17 protein-coding genes are annotated in these 16,819 nt (G+C 65.5%); 10 read left to right on the top strand and 7 right to left on the bottom strand.

Annotation, left to right across the window (positions count from 1 at the left end):
- Positions 1-44: 44 nt before the first annotated feature.
- The gene (locus tag N2603_RS00795; protein ID WP_026312304.1) at positions 45-986 is read right to left on the bottom strand and encodes a hypothetical protein; all 942 of its coding nucleotides are present in this window, start codon (positions 984-986) and stop codon (positions 45-47) included.
- A gap of 393 nt (positions 987-1,379) precedes the next feature.
- On the opposite strand from N2603_RS00795, the gene dnaK reads away from it, so the two are divergent.
- The 8 genes from dnaK to N2603_RS00755 all read left to right on the top strand — a co-directional run bounded on the left by dnaK (position 1,380) and on the right by N2603_RS00755 (position 8,767).
- On the top strand, positions 1,380-3,281 hold the full coding sequence (dnaK, locus tag N2603_RS00790) for a molecular chaperone DnaK (protein WP_018645013.1): 1,902 nt from the start codon (positions 1,380-1,382) through the stop codon (positions 3,279-3,281).
- Between the two features lie 260 nt (positions 3,282-3,541).
- Positions 3,542-4,663 carry a molecular chaperone DnaJ gene (gene dnaJ, locus N2603_RS00785; protein WP_018645014.1) on the top strand — a complete coding sequence of 374 codons (1,122 nt, stop codon included), beginning with the start codon at positions 3,542-3,544 and terminating at the stop codon, positions 4,661-4,663.
- An 87-nt stretch (positions 4,664-4,750) separates the two neighbouring features.
- Positions 4,751-5,350 (top strand): class I SAM-dependent methyltransferase, encoded by a 600-nt coding sequence (locus tag N2603_RS00780; RefSeq protein ID WP_018645015.1) that lies wholly within the window; start codon positions 4,751-4,753, stop codon positions 5,348-5,350.
- 57 nt (positions 5,351-5,407) lie between these two features.
- On the top strand, positions 5,408-5,986 hold the full coding sequence (locus N2603_RS00775) for an NADPH-dependent FMN reductase (protein ID WP_020607974.1): 579 nt from the start codon (positions 5,408-5,410) through the stop codon (positions 5,984-5,986).
- A 6-nt stretch (positions 5,987-5,992) separates the two neighbouring features.
- Positions 5,993-6,703, top strand: coding sequence for an orotidine-5'-phosphate decarboxylase (pyrF, locus tag N2603_RS00770; protein ID WP_260387335.1), 711 nt, complete (start codon positions 5,993-5,995; stop codon positions 6,701-6,703).
- Between the two features lie 25 nt (positions 6,704-6,728).
- Positions 6,729-7,040, top strand: a complete 312-nt coding sequence (locus tag N2603_RS00765; RefSeq protein ID WP_260387334.1) for a DUF1330 domain-containing protein — start codon at positions 6,729-6,731, stop codon at positions 7,038-7,040.
- Between the two features lie 264 nt (positions 7,041-7,304).
- Positions 7,305-8,120 carry a 4-hydroxy-tetrahydrodipicolinate reductase gene (gene dapB, locus N2603_RS00760; protein ID WP_260387333.1) on the top strand — a complete coding sequence of 272 codons (816 nt, stop codon included), beginning with the start codon at positions 7,305-7,307 and terminating at the stop codon, positions 8,118-8,120.
- Between the two features lie 23 nt (positions 8,121-8,143).
- Positions 8,144-8,767, top strand: coding sequence for a 2,3-bisphosphoglycerate-dependent phosphoglycerate mutase (locus N2603_RS00755; RefSeq protein ID WP_260387332.1), 624 nt, complete (start codon positions 8,144-8,146; stop codon positions 8,765-8,767).
- Between the two features lie 223 nt (positions 8,768-8,990).
- Here N2603_RS00755 and N2603_RS00750 read toward each other — a convergent pair whose 3' ends face one another.
- Together N2603_RS00750 and N2603_RS00745 are read right to left on the bottom strand one after the other, a co-directional pair.
- Complete coding sequence (locus N2603_RS00750; protein WP_260387331.1) at positions 8,991-9,887, bottom strand: methylated-DNA--[protein]-cysteine S-methyltransferase; 897 nt, start codon at positions 9,885-9,887, stop codon at positions 8,991-8,993.
- A 54-nt stretch (positions 9,888-9,941) separates the two neighbouring features.
- The gene (locus N2603_RS00745; protein WP_260387330.1) at positions 9,942-10,475 is read right to left on the bottom strand and encodes a DUF2244 domain-containing protein; all 534 of its coding nucleotides are present in this window, start codon (positions 10,473-10,475) and stop codon (positions 9,942-9,944) included.
- Between the two features lie 22 nt (positions 10,476-10,497).
- Between N2603_RS00745 and nth the strand changes: the two genes are divergently transcribed.
- The gene (gene nth, locus N2603_RS00740) at positions 10,498-11,250 is read left to right on the top strand and encodes an endonuclease III (protein ID WP_260387329.1); all 753 of its coding nucleotides are present in this window, start codon (positions 10,498-10,500) and stop codon (positions 11,248-11,250) included.
- Positions 11,251-11,272: 22 nt separating this feature from the next.
- On the opposite strand, the gene N2603_RS00735 is transcribed toward nth, so the two are convergent.
- From N2603_RS00735 to N2603_RS00725, 3 genes are all read right to left on the bottom strand, one after another.
- The gene (locus N2603_RS00735) at positions 11,273-12,013 is read right to left on the bottom strand and encodes a sulfate transporter family protein (protein WP_018645024.1); all 741 of its coding nucleotides are present in this window, start codon (positions 12,011-12,013) and stop codon (positions 11,273-11,275) included.
- A 144-nt stretch (positions 12,014-12,157) separates the two neighbouring features.
- Positions 12,158-12,604: a nickel-responsive transcriptional regulator NikR gene (gene nikR, locus N2603_RS00730; protein ID WP_260387328.1), complete on the bottom strand. Its 447-nt coding sequence runs from the start codon at positions 12,602-12,604 to the stop codon at positions 12,158-12,160.
- A 141-nt stretch (positions 12,605-12,745) separates the two neighbouring features.
- Complete coding sequence (locus N2603_RS00725) at positions 12,746-15,208, bottom strand: heavy metal translocating P-type ATPase (RefSeq protein ID WP_260387327.1); 2,463 nt, start codon at positions 15,206-15,208, stop codon at positions 12,746-12,748.
- Between the two features lie 62 nt (positions 15,209-15,270).
- Between N2603_RS00725 and N2603_RS00720 the strand changes: the two genes are divergently transcribed.
- Positions 15,271-15,546 carry a metal-sensitive transcriptional regulator gene (locus N2603_RS00720; RefSeq protein ID WP_018645028.1) on the top strand — a complete coding sequence of 92 codons (276 nt, stop codon included), beginning with the start codon at positions 15,271-15,273 and terminating at the stop codon, positions 15,544-15,546.
- Between the two features lie 188 nt (positions 15,547-15,734).
- Here the strand turns inward: N2603_RS00720 and N2603_RS00715 are convergent, their stop codons facing one another.
- The gene (locus N2603_RS00715) at positions 15,735-16,700 is read right to left on the bottom strand and encodes a YiiX/YebB-like N1pC/P60 family cysteine hydrolase (protein WP_018645029.1); all 966 of its coding nucleotides are present in this window, start codon (positions 16,698-16,700) and stop codon (positions 15,735-15,737) included.
- Positions 16,701-16,819 lie beyond the last annotated feature (119 nt).

Raw genomic sequence — 16,819 nt, 5'->3', positions numbered from 1 at the left:
CCGGCCTTCGCCGGGACGACACCGGGGTTGTTGGACGAGCGTGCCTACCCCTTCGGCTGAATCCCGTCGCGCACGGCGCGGAAGCGGGTGAAGGCGGCTTGCCACTGGTCGCGCGGGGCGCTGGCGATGATGCGCAGCGAGGCGCCGCCGCTCGAGAAGCGGATCCACTGCACCACGGTCACCGGCGTCTTGTCCTTGCCGCTGACGCCGTCGATCCGGGTCTCAAAACCCTGCTGGCCGTTGATGCGGATCGGCTCCGACATGGTGACGCGGGATTCGCGCACGCCGGGGATCTGCAGCGCGGCCTCCTGGGCGAAACGAGCGCGATCGTCGGCGGCTTGCGGTGTGGCGCCGATCAGGCCGAGGATCATGAACGGCTTCGACTCATAGCCTGCGCTCTCGTTGCCGTCGGCCAGGATGATGCTCGAGCCCGGCGCCAGCGTGCGGATGTCCTTGAAGTCGGCGAGATCGGTGATCTTGAACGGCATCAGCGCGATCTGCTCTTCGGCCGAGACCTGCTTGCGGGTCGTGGCGCTCGCAAACATCTGCCGCACCGCCTCGTCGGTATAGATCTTGGTCGCATTCTCCGGGATCTGCACCGCGACATAGCCGGAGAAGCCGGCGCCCGGCACGATCATCGAGTAGCGCTTCACCGGGGTCTCGCCGGCCTTGCCGCTCTCGGTGGTGAAATAGGCAAGGCCCGCGGGACTCTCGATCTTGTCCTGCTTGACGCCGCCAGCGCCGGCCGGATTGGAGTTGAAGGCGCTCACGACCTCGCCATAGGCCGCCGGCGGCAGCTCGGTGATCAGCACCTTGACGCTGCCGTCCTCGCTCTCGAAGCCCGGAAAGGTTTTTGCCGTGCTGAGGCCGACCAGCGGCACCATGCCGAGGCGCAGGCCGGGCGGGAAGACGGCGTCGGCAGCCAGGGCCGGAAGCGCGGAGGCGATGAGAAAGGCGAGCGCGGCGAGGGGGCGGATCAGCTTCATGGGCACTCTGATTGGTTCACATTGAGGCCGTTCGATGGTCTTCCACCGGGCCGCATTGTCGCGCGAAGCCGCCTTGGCGCGGCTGTCGGCCGGCCCGCCTTTTAGCGGGTTTGGCCCCGCCGTAACAGGGTGTGGCGGATCACGCGGCGGGGGTGGCGGATCTCCGCACCTGTTAATATTTCCTCACCCGCAAGGGCGGTTGAGCCCGGATATCAGCTCCTAAAACCCAATGTTTTCACGGCCGAAACGTTGCTTCGGTCCTTGCGGCCCCCTCCCCCCCTCCTATATGAGCCTCAATCATCGCAATATCGCGGATGTTTGATCTTAGGGGGTTTCGGTTCGGGTGCCTTCTGGGCCCAGCCAACCTGCCGCAAAAAGAAGGATATCAGGACCATGGGAAAGGTCATTGGGATCGACCTCGGCACCACGAACTCGTGCGTCGCCGTGATGGATGGCAAAAACGCCAAAGTTATCGAGAATTCCGAAGGCATGCGCACGACGCCTTCGATCGTCGCCGTGACGGACGACGGTGAGCGCCTCGTCGGCCAGCCTGCCAAGCGCCAGGCCGTTACCAATCCCGAGCGTACGTTCTTCGCAGTGAAGCGCCTGATCGGCCGCCGCTACGACGACCCGATGGTCGAGAAGGACAAGAAGCTCGTTCCGTACAAGATCGTGAAGGCTTCCAACGGCGACGCCTGGGTCGAGGCCGACGGCCAGACCTACTCGCCCTCGCAGGTCTCGGCGTTCATCCTGCAGAAGATGAAGGAGACCGCGGAAGCCCATCTCGGCCAGAAGGTCGACCAGGCCGTCATCACCGTTCCCGCCTACTTCAACGACGCCCAGCGCCAGGCGACCAAGGACGCCGGCAAGATCGCGGGCCTTGAAGTGCTGCGCATCATCAACGAGCCGACCGCGGCCGCGCTCGCCTATGGCCTCGACAAGACCAAGGCCGGCACGATCGCCGTGTACGACCTCGGCGGCGGCACCTTCGATATCTCCATTCTCGAAATCGGCGACGGCGTGTTCGAGGTGAAGTCGACCAACGGCGACACCTTCCTCGGCGGTGAAGATTTCGACATGCGACTGGTCGGCTATCTCGCCGACGAGTTCCAGAAGGAGCAGGGCATCAACCTGCGCAACGACAAGCTCGCGCTGCAGCGCCTGAAGGAAGCCGCTGAAAAGGCCAAGATCGAGCTGTCGTCGACGACGCAGACCGAGATCAACCTGCCCTTCATCACCGCGGACCAGACCGGCCCGAAGCATCTGACGATGAAGCTCACCCGCGCCAAGTTCGAGGCGCTGGTCGACGACCTCATCCAGAAGACCGTCGAGCCCTGCCGCAAGGCCCTGAAGGACGCCGGCGTCACTGCCGGTGAGATCGGCGAAGTGGTGCTGGTCGGCGGCATGTCGCGCATGCCGAAGGTCCAGGAAGTCGTGAAGCAGCTGTTCGGCAAGGAGCCGCACAAGGGCGTCAACCCGGACGAAGTCGTGGCGATCGGTGCCGCGATCCAGGCCGGCGTGCTCCAGGGCGACGTCAAGGACGTGCTGCTGCTCGACGTGACCCCGCTGTCGCTGGGCATCGAGACGCTGGGCGGCGTGTTCACCCGCATCATCGACCGCAACACCACGATCCCGACCAAGAAGAGCCAGGTGTTCTCGACGGCTGAGGACAATCAGAATGCCGTCACCATCCGCGTCTTCCAGGGCGAGCGTGAAATGGCGGCCGACAACAAGATGCTCGGCCAGTTCGACCTGATGGGTATTCCGCCGGCTCCGCGCGGCATGCCGCAGATCGAGGTGACCTTCGACATCGACGCCAACGGCATCGTCAACGTCTCGGCCAAGGACAAGGCGACCGGCAAGGAGCAGCAGATCCGCATCCAGGCCTCCGGCGGCCTGTCGGAAGCCGACATCGAGAAGATGGTCAAGGACGCCGAGGCCAATGCCGAGGCGGACAAGAAGCGCCGCGAGGCCGTCACGGCCAAGAACGAGGCGGATGGTCTGGTGCATTCGACCGAGAAGGCTCTTGCCGAGCACGGTTCGAAGGTCGCCGAGACCGAGCGCCGCGCCATCGAGGATGCCGTCAGCGACCTCAAGGAAGCGCTGAAGGGCGACGATGCCGAGGCGATCAAGGCCAAGACCCAGACGCTGGCGCAGGCTTCGATGAAGCTCGGCGAGGCCATGTACAAGCAGCAGGCCGAGGCCGACGCCAAGAAGGACGCGGCCAAGGACGACGTCGTCGACGCGGAGTTCACCGAAGTCGACGACGACAAGAACAACAAGAAGTCCGCCTGAACCCTGAGAGGGTCATGATGCGGACGGCTTGCACCCCACACGCGCTACCGGCCTCCTCCCTCACGGGGGAGGCCGTCGTGTCGGGACGGACGGGCCAAGACGCTTCTAAAGTCAGCCCCGTTACGATCGATCAATTCCCAGCCGTTATTCTCAACGCCGCTGTGTCGCCCTCTGCCGCAAGGCGGAAGGCTGCCTATATGGTCGCGTGGCGACATCGTTTCGCTCCGACTTGACTCGCGATTGGATAGACCGAGCCCGCCATGTCCACCAAGCGCTGCTATTACGAAACCCTCGAAGTCGAACGCTCCGCTGACGATTCCGTCCTGAAATCGTCCTTCCGCAAGCTGGCGATGAAGTTCCACCCCGACCGCAATCCCGGGGACGATACCAGCGAGGTCAAGTTCAAGGAAATCAACGAGGCCTACGAGGTCCTGAAGGACAAGGACAAGCGCGCGGCCTATGACCGCTTCGGCCATGCGGCCTTCGAGCAGGGCGGCGGTGGCGCCGGTTTCGGCGCAGGCTTCGCCTCCTCCTTCTCCGACATTTTCGAAGATCTGTTCGGCATGGCCGGACAGCGCGGCCGCGGCGGCCGCGAGCGCGGCGCCGATCTGCGCTACAACATGGAGATCACGCTCGAGGAAGCCTTTGGCGGCAAGACCGCGCAGATCGAGATCCCGGTCTCGGTCACCTGCGAGGCCTGCTCGGGCATCGGCGCCAAGGCCGGCACCAAGCCGAAGACCTGCTCGACCTGCGGCGGCGCTGGCCGCGTGCGGCAGTCGCAGGGCTTCTTCACGCTCGAACGCACCTGCCCGGGCTGCCAGGGCCGTGGCCAGATGATCGAGGACGCCTGCCCGTCCTGCTCGGGCCAGGGCCGCGTCACCCGCGAGCGCACGCTCTCGGTCAACATTCCCCAAGGTGTCGAGGATGGCACGAGGATCAGGCTCGCCGGCGAAGGCGAGGCCGGCGTCCGTGGTGGTCCGCCGGGCGACCTCTACATCTTCCTGTCGCTGGCCCAGCACCAGTTCTTCCAGCGCGACGGCGCCGATTTGCATTGCCGAGTGCCGATCTCGATGGTGACGGCCGCGCTTGGCGGTGAATTCGAGGTGCCGACCATCGACAAGGCCAAGGCCAAGGTGAAGGTGCCGGCCGGGACCCAGTCCAACCGTCGATTCCGCATTGCATCAAAAGGCATGCCGGTGCTGCGCTCGCGCCAGACCGGCGACATGTACGTTCAAGTCGTGGTCGAGACCCCGCAGAACCTCACCAAGAAGCAGCAGGAATTGCTGGCCGAGTTCGAAAAGCTCTCCTCCGGTAACACCCAGCCGGAATCCGAGGGTTTCTTCGCCAAGGTCAAGGACTTCTTCGGTAATCGGGCGGGCTGACTCGGCTTGACCGTATCGCCTGCGGCCTATACCTGTTTATGACCATTTTCTGACACGCCGCGTCCCGCGGTCCCGTCCGGTCCTGACATGCCATTGCCATCGTCCGCGCGTGCGTTGAAGAAGCCTCGTCTCGACGACGAGGTGCGCTTTCTGAGATCGTGGATCGAAAAGCCCCTCCACATGGGCGCGGTGATGCCGTCGGGCAAGCTCTTGGCCCGGACCATGGCCCATTACGTCGACGTCGATTCCGACGCACCGGTGGTCGAGCTCGGGCCCGGCACCGGCGCCATCACCTCGGCGCTGATCGAGCGTGGTGTCGACCAGAAGCGTCTCGTCCTCGTCGAATACAATCCCGGCTTCTGCGCGCTGCTGCGCGACCGTTACCCGCAAGCCAAGGTCGTACAGGGCGATGCCTACCGCCTGCGCGACACGCTCTGGAACGTGCTCGGCGCGCCCGCCGGTGCGGTTGTCTCGGGCCTCCCGCTGGTCACGAAACCGATGCTGACGCGGCTGCGGCTCATTCGCGATGCCTTCACGGCGCTCGCGCCCGGCGCGCCCTTCGTTCAGTTCACCTATGCGGTGGTGCCGCCGATCCCGAAATCGCTGCCCGGCGTGTCCACAGAGGCCTCGGAACGGATCTGGATGAACCTTCCGCCGGCCCGCGTCTGGGTGTATCGCAAGGACTAATTCCGCCGGCGTTGCTCTTTGCGCGGCGGGCTCGTTTCGCCGAACGCATGGAAGCGGATGTCCGCACCTAAAATCCTGGTCATTCCCGGCTCGCTGCGCACCGGCTCGCACAATGCGAAGCTGGCGGCGGTCATTGCCTATGAGTTCGCGCGGGCCGGCGTCGACGTCACCCGCATCTCGCTCGCCGATTTTCCGCTGCCGATCTATGACGGCGATCTCCAGGCCAAGTCCGGCGTGCCCAAGAACGCGATCAATCTCAAGCGCATGATCGGCGCGCATCACGGCGTGCTGATCGTCTCGCCCGAATACAATGCCTCGGTGCCGCCGCTGCTCAAGAATGCGATCGACTGGGTCAGCCGCGTCCACGATCTGCACGAGGCGCGCGGGGCGGTGTTCCGCGATCGCACCTTTGCACTCGCCGGCGCTTCGCAGAGCCGGTTAGGTGCCGCCCGCGCGCTGCAGGCATTGCGCCTGATCCTGACCTCCTGCCACGCCAATGTGATTGCCAGCCAGCTCGCGCTCGCCTTTGCCGACCAGGCCTATGACGATATGGACCGGCTGAAGAACGAGGGCGATATCGCCGCGTTGAAGGAGCTGGTCGCGCAGTTGATCGACGTTTCCCAACGCATGATGTGAGGTGACATGACGCCAGCCGAAATCGCCCCGAAAGACCGCCTGATCGTTGCGCTCGATCTGCCGAGCGTTGATGCCGCGGAGGCGATGATCGCGAAGCTCGGCGACAGCGTCTCGTTCTACAAGATCGGCTATCAGCTCGCCTATGCCGGCGGCTTGCCGCTGATCGGCAAGCTCGCCGACAAGGGCAAGAAGGTTTTTGCCGATCTCAAGATGCACGACATCGGCAACACGGTGACGCGTGGTGTGGAGAGCGTCGCCAGGCTGGGTGCGACCTTCGTCACCGTGCACGCCTATCCGCAGACCATGAAGGGCGCCGTCGAAGGCCGCGGCAGCGCCAGCCTGAAGATTCTCGCCGTCACGGTGCTGACCTCCTACAACGACGATGATCTGCACGCCGCCGGTTATCGGCTCAGCGTCTCCGAGCTGGTCGAGGCGCGCGCGCAGCAGGCGCAGGTGCTCGGCGTCGATGGCCTCGTGTCCTCGCCCGAAGAAGTCGGAGCCCTGCGAAAAATCGTCGGCCATCAGATGAGCCTCGTCACCCCCGGCATCCGCCCGGCGGGCGCGGCCAGCGGCGACCAGAAGCGCATCATGACGCCGGGCCGCGCGATCACCGCGGGCGCCGATTATCTCGTCGTCGGGCGCCCGGTGGTGGAAGCCGCTGACCCCAGGGCTGTCGCAGACGCCATCCACGCTGAGATCGCGCAAGCTCTCGGCTAACCAGCAGCAACAAGGGAGAAGAACAATGGCAAAGGGCTATTGGATCGGACGCGTCGATGTGAGCAATGACGAGGGCTACAAGCCCTACGCCGTCGCCAATCTCGCGATCTTCAAGAAGCACGGCGGCCGTTATGTCGTCCGTGGCGGCCGCTTCACCTCGGTCGAAGGCCAGAGTCGGACCCGCAACGTGGTGATTGAATTCCCGAACTACGAGGCTGCAATCGCCTGCTACAACTCGCCGGAATACCAGGCCAACATCAAGGTACGCGCGCCGCACTCGATCGCCGACCTCATCATCATCGAGGGCTATGACGGCCCGCAGCCGTCGGAGTCGTAGATTTCGATTGCGGCGCTCTCTTACCCTCCCCTGGAGGGGGAGGGTCGGCACGTAATCGAGCGAAGCGAGATTGCGTGACGGGGTGGGGTGATCTCTCCACTCGGGCACTGTTCGTCGCGGAGGGACCGTCACCCCACCCCGCTCGCGCTGCGCGCGATCGACCCTCCCCCTCCAGGGGAGGGTGGGAGCATGCCGCGTGTTCGTGGGCCTCGGTTGCCGGAACTGCATCCCCCCGCTACAACGGCCTCCGAAAGGGATCACACCATGTCCGACATGCGCTTGATTGTTGCAGGAGCCGGCGGCCGGATGGGCCGCGCGCTGGTGCGGGCGATTGCCGAGAGCAAAGGCGCGGTGCTGGCGGGCGCGCTGGAGGCGCCGGGCTCCGATCTGCTCGGCAAGGATGCCGGCGTGCTTGCTGGCCTGCCTGCCAATGGCATCAAGCTCTCCGCCGATCTCTGGGCGATGTCGAAGGACGCCGACGGCATCCTCGATTTCACCGTGCCGGCCGCGACCATCGCCAATCTCGCGATCGCCGCCGAGCGCGGCCTCGTGCATGTCATCGGCACCACCGGGCTGTCCGGTTCCGACAATGCCGTGATCAAGAGCGTCACCAATCGCGCGGTCGTGGTGCAGTCGGGCAATATGAGCCTGGGCGTCAATCTGCTCGCCGCCGTGGTCAAGCGTGTCGCCAAGGCGCTCGACCAGAGCTTTGACATCGAGATCGTCGAGACCCATCACCGCATGAAGGTCGATGCGCCCTCGGGCACGGCGCTGATGCTGGGGCAGGCGGCAGCCAGCGGCCGCGGCGTCACCCTCGATGAACATTCCGAGCGCGGCCGTGACGGCATCACCGGCGCGCGCCGGCCGGGCAATATCGGTTTCGCCTCCTTGCGCGGCGGCACCGTCGCCGGCGACCACAGTGTGACCTTCCTTGGGCCGTTCGAGCGTCTGACGCTGTCGCACCAGGCCGAGGACCGCATGCTGTTCGCGCACGGCGCGCTCAAGGCGGCGCTGTGGGCGCATGGCAAGGCGCCGGGGCACTACTCCATGGCCGACGTGCTCGGCCTCGCCGATTTCTGATCGAACCCAACGGAAAGCAGTCAATGAGCGAACGTCTCCTCGTGCTCGTGCGCCACGGCCAGAGCGAATGGAATCTGAAGAACCTGTTCACGGGCTGGAAGGACCCCGACCTCACCGAGCTCGGCGTGAAGGAAGCCAAGGAAGCCGGCCGCAAGTTGAAGGCGCAGGGCCTCGTGTTCGACGTCGCCTTCACTTCGGTGCTGACGCGCGCGCAGCACACGCTCGATCTCATCCTCGGCGAGCTCGGCCAGGAGGGCCTGCCGACCTCGAAGGACCTCGCGCTGAACGAGCGCGACTATGGCGATCTCTCCGGCCTCAACAAGGACGATGCGCGCAAGAAGTGGGGCGAGGAGCAGGTGCATGTCTGGCGCCGCTCCTACGACGTGCCGCCGCCCGGCGGCGAAAGCCTGAAGGACACGCTCGCGCGCGCATTGCCCTACTACGTGCAGGAGATCCTGCCCGCCGTGCTCAACGGCAAGCGCACGCTGGTCGCTGCCCACGGCAATTCGCTGCGCGCGCTGATCATGGTGCTGGAGAAGCTGTCGCCGGAAGGCATTTTGAAGCGCGAGCTCGCCACCGGCGTGCCGATCATCTACCGGCTCAATGCGGATTCGACCGTGGCCTCGAAGCTGGATCTGGCGGGCTAAACGTCGCGGCAGACGCGCGCTCGTAGGGTGGGCAAAGCGAAGCGTGCCACGCTCCGTCAGCGATTGAGAGAGATGGTGGGCACGGCGCTATGCGCCTTTGCCCACCCTACGATAGCTGGCGGGTTGATAGACGCCGTTATTCCGGGGCGCCCGACGGGCGAACCCGGAATCTCGAGGTTCCGGGTTCGATGCTCCGCATCGCCCCGGAACGACATTGAATAAATCACTGCACCCCGACCCGCCCGGCTTCCCAGCCCAGCATCGCCTGCTTGCGGGTGATGCCCCAGTGGTAGCCGGTGAGCGTGCCGCTCTTGCCGAGTGCGCGGTGGCAGGGCACGACGAACGAGACCGGGTTCTTGCCGACCGCAGCGCCGACGGCGCGCGAGGCCTTCGGGCTGTCGATGTTGCAGGCGATGTCGGAATAGGACACCGCGCGGCCCATCGGAATCTTCAGCAGCGTCTCCCACACCCGCACCTCGAAATCGGTGCCGATCAGGACGATGCGCAGCGGCTGGTCGGGCCGCCAGAGTTTCGGGTCGAAGATGCGCGCGGCGAGCGGCGCGGTGCCTTCGTGATCTTCGACATAGGTCGCCTTCGGCCAGCGCCGCGTCATGTCGGCGAGCGCGATCTTCTCTTCGCCATGATCGGCGAAGGCGAGGCCCGAGAGGCCGCGGTCGGTCGCGATCACGATGGCGGTGCCGAACGGCGAGGGGTGGAAGCCGTAGCGCAAGGTGAGCCCCGCGCCGCCGTTCTTCCATTCGCCCGGCGACATCGCTTCATGGGTGACGAAGAGATCGTGCAGCCGGCCCGGCCCTGACAGGCCGGAGTCGAGCGCGGCGTCGAGAATGCTGGCGGAATCCCGCAGCAGTCCCTTGGCATGGTCGAGTGTGAGCGCCTGCATGAAAGCCTTCGGCGTGATCGAGGCCCAGCGGCGGAACAGATGGTGCAGCTCATCGGGCGTGACGCCGGCCGCATCCGCCATCGCCTCGATGGTCGGCTGCGCGCGCCAGTTCTCCGAGATGAACGCGATCGCCCGGCGCACGGAATCGTAATCCCGCAGCGCGGCGTTCTGGGGGCCCGGCTTGGCCAGGCGCTGGTCATGGATTGCGAGTGTCATCATGACCGGAAATGTAGGAGAGGGGAGGCTCTGAAACCACCCGATTTCCGACTGGGATCAGCTGATCGGGTTGTAGGTCGGCCCACGCTTGGCGGCGTTCAGTGCCTCAACCAAGCCTTTGTAAAAACTTGCCTTTTCCTCAGGTCCGAGGAACCTTGCGAGCTGGATCTGGTGGCCGCGCGAGATCAGGTAGAGATGCTCGATGCCGAAATCCTCGTCGACTTCCATGTCGAGGCGGACCCAGAGCGGATTGAAGGTCCATTCGGCGACCTGACCGCGATGGCTGATGCGCCGCACCCGCAGCTCGGAGGTCGTGACGGTGATCTCCTCGCGCGCCCGCCCTGTGCCGAAATTGACCCTGAAGGCCCACCAGACCACGAGCACGTCGAGACCAAAGAAGCCGAGCACGGGCCAGGCGCCCTTCAACAGGAAGGCGAGGCCGGTGGCAAAGCTGACGACGCTCAGGAACAGCATGACGGCGAGGAAGCCGGTGCGGTTCAGCGAGCGGTGCGGCGTCAGCAGCGCGGAGAAGATCTGCACCTCGTGCTGATCTTCAAAGACCTTGCGCTCAATTTCGTTGCCTGTGCTCATCGTCCCTCAGTATATCCCGATCATGGCGAAAATCACCCGTAAGCCGGTCCCGCGCAAAGCCGCCGTGCCGAAGAAAAAGGCAAAGGCGGCCGCCGCGAAGCCGAGAGCCCCGGCAAAGAAATCCCTCAAGGCGATGAAACCTTGGACGCCGGCGGAGATCCACGAGGTGTTCAGCCGCTTCCGCAAGGCCAATCCGGAGCCGAAGGGCGAGCTCGAGCACGTCAACCCGTTCACGCTGCTGGTCGCGGTGGTGCTGTCGGCGCAGGCGACCGATGCCGGCGTCAACAAGGCGACGCGCGCGTTGTTCGAGGTCGCCGATACACCGCAGAAGATGCTCGACCTCGGCGAGGAGCGCTTGCGCGATTACATCAAGACCATCGGCCTCTATCGCACCAAGGCGAAGAACGTCATCGCGCTCTCGGCAAAAGTGCTCAGCGATTTCGGCGGCGAGGTGCCGCGCACGCGCGCGGAGATCGAGTCATTGCCCGGTGCGGGGCGCAAGACCGCCAATGTCGTGCTCAACATGGCCTTCGGCGAGCACACGATGGCGGTGGACACGCATGTCTTCCGCGTAGGCAATCGCACGGGACTTGCGCCCGGCAAGACGCCGCTCGACGTCGAGCTCGGCCTCGAAAAGGTGATCCCGGCCGAGTTCATGCTGCATGCGCATCACTGGCTGATCCTGCACGGCCGCTATACCTGCCTCGCACGCAAGCCGCGCTGCGAGGTGTGCCTGATCAACGATCTCTGCCGCTGGCCGGAGAAGACGGTCTGAGCAGGCCGCGCGCCCGCCGTCGTCAGCGCATCTGACGCGCCGGCTCGATCAGCTCCGGGCGCGGGCCTGACAGGCGCTTGTGCATGTGGACCATGAAGGCCATGCCGAAGATCGGCGTCGCCAGATTGACGATCGGGATCGAGACGAAGGCCGCTATGAAGAGGCCCGCGGTGAAGATGGTCGCGGCATTGTCGCGCCGCATCGCCTTGGCTTCCTCCGGGGAGCGGAAGCGCATCGCGGCGAGCTCGAAATATTCGCGGCCCAGGAGCCAGGCGGCAGCGATGAAGAAGATCAGGAAGCCGGCGCCGGCGAACAACACCAGCGGCAGCGCAGCGAGATAAACCAGGATGGCCAGTAGCGCCGTCTTGACGCCCTCGAAGATCGCCTGGCTGAATGGCAGCGCGACACCCGGCCGCTCGGCGGGATAGTGCTCGCGCTCGACGATGTCGGCGACGTCGTCGACGAACAGGCTCGCCACCAGCGAGGTGATCGCCGGCATCAGGAAGATGCCGCCGAACACGACGCCAAGCCCCGCCGCGATCGAGACGATCCAGGACAAAACTTCGAGCGAGGAGTGCCAGCCCGGCCCGAGCAGGCCCTCCAGCCAGACCTCGCCAGAGGTCGCAAACCAGCTGAGCAGCCGCTGCAGGCCGATCGCCAGCACGGTGATCAGCACGAGCGCGAGCCCGATCGATCGCCACAGGATCGTGCGCATCGGCGGCGAGATCATTTGCGACAGCGCCTTCACGGCGGCATCCAGCATGGGGGTTCCTCTGAGGTAGATTATCCGCGAGAGGTAGACATGCAACGTGGCTTCGGCAAGGGTGGCTGGCCGCGCTGCCGTCGGCCGCGAACGCGGCGCGAGCCCTTGCTTACCCTCCCCCTCCAGGGGAGGGTAAGATCCGACCTACTCGTGCCGGTGCCCGTGCTTGCGCGCCTTCGCCTGCTTGCCGTCGCCGGTCGGAATCATCACCACGCGGCCGTAGCGCACGCCGCGTTCGGCGATGATGTGGTCGGCGAAATGCCTGACCTCGTCGGCGGCGCCGCGCAGCGCCGTCATCTCCATGCAATTGTTGTCGTCGAGGTGGACGTGCAGCGTCGCCAGTGCGAGGTCGTGATGGCCGTGGAATTCCTGCACCAGCCGTTTCGACAGGTCGCGCGCGGCGTGGTCGTAGACATAGACGAGACCGGCGACGCATTGGCCGGTCTGTGCCGTGTCCTCCGTGCTCTGCTGCAGCCCGGCGCGCGCGAGATCGCGGATAATCTCGGAGCGGTTCTGGTAGCCGCGCGCCTCCGCCGCGGCGTCGATCTCCGCCAGGAGGTCGTCCTCGATCGTGATCGTAATCCGCTGCATCAGGTCCTCTCCGCGCGTCTTGCTCAATCCGTTGCTGCGTAGCCCGGATGGAGCGAAGCGCAATCCGGGACAGTGCCCGCATGTTAGCAGAACCCGGATTTCGCTGCGCTCCATCCGGGCTACGATTTTAACTTGGTTGTCTTACAGCCGCGTCGCACGCAGCCGCAGTGCGTTGCCGACCACGCTCACCGAGGACAGCGCCATCGCCGCTGCCGCGATGATCGGGGAGAGCAGCACGCCGAACGCCGGGTAGAGGATGCCGGCCGCGATCGGGATGCCGGCGGCGTTGTAGATGAAGGCGAAGAACAGGTTCTGGCGGATGTTGCTCATCGTCGCCTGCGACAGTTTTCGCGCCCGCACGATGCCCACGAGATCGCCCTTGAGCAGGGTGACGCCGGCGCTTTCCATGGCGACGTCCGTGCCGGTGCCCATGGCGATGCCGACCTCGGCAGCGGCCAGCGCCGGGGCGTCGTTGACGCCGTCGCCGGCCATCGCGACGCTGCGGCCGGCCTTCTGCAGCTTTGAGACCACCGCGCTCTTCTGGTCGGGCAGCACCTCGGCCTCGACCTCGGCGATGCCGAGCCGGCGCGCCACGGCCTCTGCCGTCGTGCGGTTGTCGCCGGTCAGCATGATGACCTTGATGCCTTCGTCGGCCAGCGCCTTCAGCGCCTCCGGCGTCGAGGCCTTGACCGGATCGGCGATCGCGAACAGGCCGGCCAGCTGGCCTTCGATGGCCATGTTGATCACGGTCGCGCCGTCGCCGCGCAGCCGTTCGGCCTCCGCGTCGAGCGTCGTGGTGTCGATGCCGATCGATGACAGATATCTGGCATTGCCGAGCACGACGGTCTTGCCGTCGACCTTGCCGGTCGCGCCCTTGCCGGTCGGCGAATCGAACTGCTCGACCTGGCCGAGCGCGAGCTGTCTCTCCTTCGCCGCGCGCACGATGGCGTCGGCGAGCGGATGCTCGCTGGCGCGCTCGACGGTGGCCGCAATGCGCAGGATGTCGTCTTCCGCAAAGCCGGACGCCGGCACGATTCCGACCACCTTGGGCTTGCCCTCGGTCAGCGTGCCTGTTTTGTCGACCACCAGCGTGTCGATCTTCTCCATCCGCTCCAGCGCTTCGGCGTTCTTGATCAGCACGCCGGCTTGCGCGCCGCGGCCGACGCCGACCATGATCGACATCGGGGTCGCAAGTCCCAGCGCACAGGGGCAGGCGATGATCAGCACGCTGACAGCGGCGACGAGGCCGAAGGCGAGGCGAGGTTCCGGGCCGAACCAGGTCCATGCGGCAAAGGCGGCGATTGCAACGACGATCACGGCCGGCACGAACCAGCCGGCGACCTGGTCGGCCAGACGCTGGATCGGCGCGCGCGAGCGCTGCGCATCCGCAACCATCTGCACGATCTGCGACAGCAGCGTCTCGCGCCCGACCTTGTCGGCGCGCATGATGAAGCTGCCCGACTGGTTCAGCGTGCCGGCGATGACTTTTGCGCCGGTTTCCTTGGTGACCGGCATGGATTCGCCAGTGACGAGGGACTCATCGAGCGAGGAGCGCCCCTCCAGGATGACACCGTCGACCGGCACCTTCTCGCCGGGACGAACGCGCAAGCGGTCGCCGGCATGGAGCGTATCGATCTCGACCTCATGCTCGCTGCCATCGGCGTCGACGCGGCGCGCGGTCTTGGGCGCTAGCTGCAACAGCGCCTTGATCGCGCCCGAGGTGGCGTCGCGGGCGCGCAGCTCCAGCACCTGGCCGAGCAGCACCAGCACGGTGATGACGGCCGCGGCCTCGAAATAGATCGCGACCGCGCCGCCATGACCGCGGAAGGTCGCGGGGAAGATCTGCGGCGTGACGGTTCCGAGGACGCTGTAGACATAGGCAACGCCGGTGCCCATCGCGATCAGCGTGAACATGTTGAGGTTGCGCGTCAGCAGCGACTGCCAGCCGCGGACGAAGAACGGCCAGCCGGCCCACAGCACCACGGGTGTGGCGAAGACGAGCTGGATCCAGTTCGACAGCGTCGGATCGATCCAGTTGTGCGGACCTGCGAGATGGCCGCCCATCTCGAGCACCACCGCCGGCAGCGCCAGCACGCCGCCGATCCAGAACCGCCGCGTCATGTCGGCGAGCTCCGGATTGGGGCCGGTCTCCAGGCTTGCGACCTCCGGCTCCAGCGCCATGCCGCAGATCGGGCAGCTGCCGGGACCGACCTGACGGATCTCGGGATGCATCGGGCAGGTGTAGATCGTGCCCGCGGGCATCTCGGGCTCGGGCGCCTTCTCCTTCGCAAGATACTTGGCGGGATCGGCGGCGAATTTGGTGCGGCAGCCAGCCGAGCAGAAGTGGAAGGTCTCGCCGTGATGCTCGAAGCGATGCTTCGAGGTCGCCGGATCGACCGTCATGCCGCAGACGGGATCGAGGACCTTTGTCGTCGTTGGGCCGTGGTCATGGGCGTGATGATGGGCATGGCCGGAATGATCGTCGTGGCCGCCGCAGCATGAGGAGGCCCCGGGCTTCGCGGCTGGCGGTGCAGCTTTTGCGGAACAGCCGCATCCGGAATGCGTATCCGCGTCGTGATGATGCCCGTGTTCGTTCTTGTTCATTCCCATGCTCCGGCCTTTCAGCGGGTCTTGCAACCCATACCCGGTAGGGGTATATAGACCTCATGCGCAAGGACATCAAGGCATCCGTCGGAAAACGTCTCGGCCGGATCGAGGGCCAGGTTCGTGGTCTCTCGAAGATGGTCGAGGAAGACCGCTACTGCATCGACATCGTGACGCAGATCTCGGCGGTGCGCGCCGCGCTGCGCCGGGTCGAGGAGGAGGTTCTGAAGGACCACGTCGCCCATTGCGTCGAGCACGCCATCTCGAGCGGCGACAAGGCCGACCAGCGCGCGAAGATCGCGGAGCTGATGGCGGTGATCGGACGGGCGGAAAGGTAGGGGCGTGCGCTGCCGCCTATGAGGTGCGCACAATATCTCCGCGTCGTCCCGGCGAAGACCGGGACCCATAACCACAGGAAGTGGTTTGGCGAAGACTAGAAGTTGATTCCTACGTCGGTACAAAGACCGTCCACGACGGAAAGATTCCGCGGTATGGGTCCCGGCCTTCGCCGGGACGACACCGAGGATTACGCCGCCATCTCCCGCGCCCGGGCGCGGTACGTCGCGAGTTCGCTCAGCAGCACAAAGTGCTCGGAGAACGCGGCGGTGATCTCCGCCGGCTGCGCGCTCACTTCTTCAGCCGGAACTTCATCCGGCGCTTCTTCGTCAATCGCCTCAGGAACGAGCGGCGGCGCACGGAGCGTTTCTGGAAACACACTGAAAGTGCCCGCCACCTCCTCGAGCGGCTTTTGCTTGTCGGCCCAGTGCAGGGCGGTGTAGTCGAATCCGTTGACGATGGTCGGCTTCACCACCTCGAAATAGGGTGAGATGTCGAAGTCGCGGGGCATGTACAGCGAGGAATCGCGGATGTGCAGGATCTCGCGCCGGGCGGCGCGGCTGCCGGCTTTGGTGATCTTCGGCAGGATCGGGTAGCGCACGGCGTCGAAGGCCTGCGCGATCAGCGCCGAGCAGATGATCTTGGTCGGATCGCCCGAGCCGATCGCGATCATGCGCCGCCGCCAACGCTGCGGTATCGGCAGCGGGAACAGATAGCGCATCAGGTCGACGATGTTCTTGGTGTCGTAGCCGAAGCCGATGCGGTTGATGGCATAGCGGCAGACCGTGGTGCGGTCCTCGTAGGACAGCCCGACCGGGCGGCAGAGGCGGGTATGATACGGGAAATATTTCGACAGCGGCGCCGAGGTGACGCCCTCGCCGATATTGGCCTCGATCAGGACATGCGGCTCGCCGTCGGGCTCCACGGCGCCCTCGATCGGACCGACATAGAGCGCGGCATGCGACCAGGTCGACTGCGTCAGATATTTGATGATGCCGGAGATGCGGTTGTTGCCCTCGACCAGCAGCACGTCGCCGGGCTCGACGACGCCGCGCAGATGCTCGGGGTCGCTGGGCGTGAACGGCTCATAGCCCGGCACCTCCTTCGAGAGGTACGCGGCAATCAGCTTGCCGAATGAATCAAGGACCGTCCCCATGTCGAACTCCCCCACAGCCTTTTCCGGCCGTCTTTTTTCCCTTCTCTATCATGGTCGAAACGTGTTGCCATTCGGTTCATCACTCTGTGAGATCAAGCACGATTGATTCACCATGATGG

The organism is Bradyrhizobium huanghuaihaiense (genome assembly GCF_025200885.1).
Lineage (GTDB): Bacteria > Pseudomonadota > Alphaproteobacteria > Rhizobiales > Xanthobacteraceae > Bradyrhizobium > Bradyrhizobium huanghuaihaiense.
Note: the sequence above shows the minus strand (reverse complement) of the source record. Positions and strands in the feature narration are given on the sequence as shown.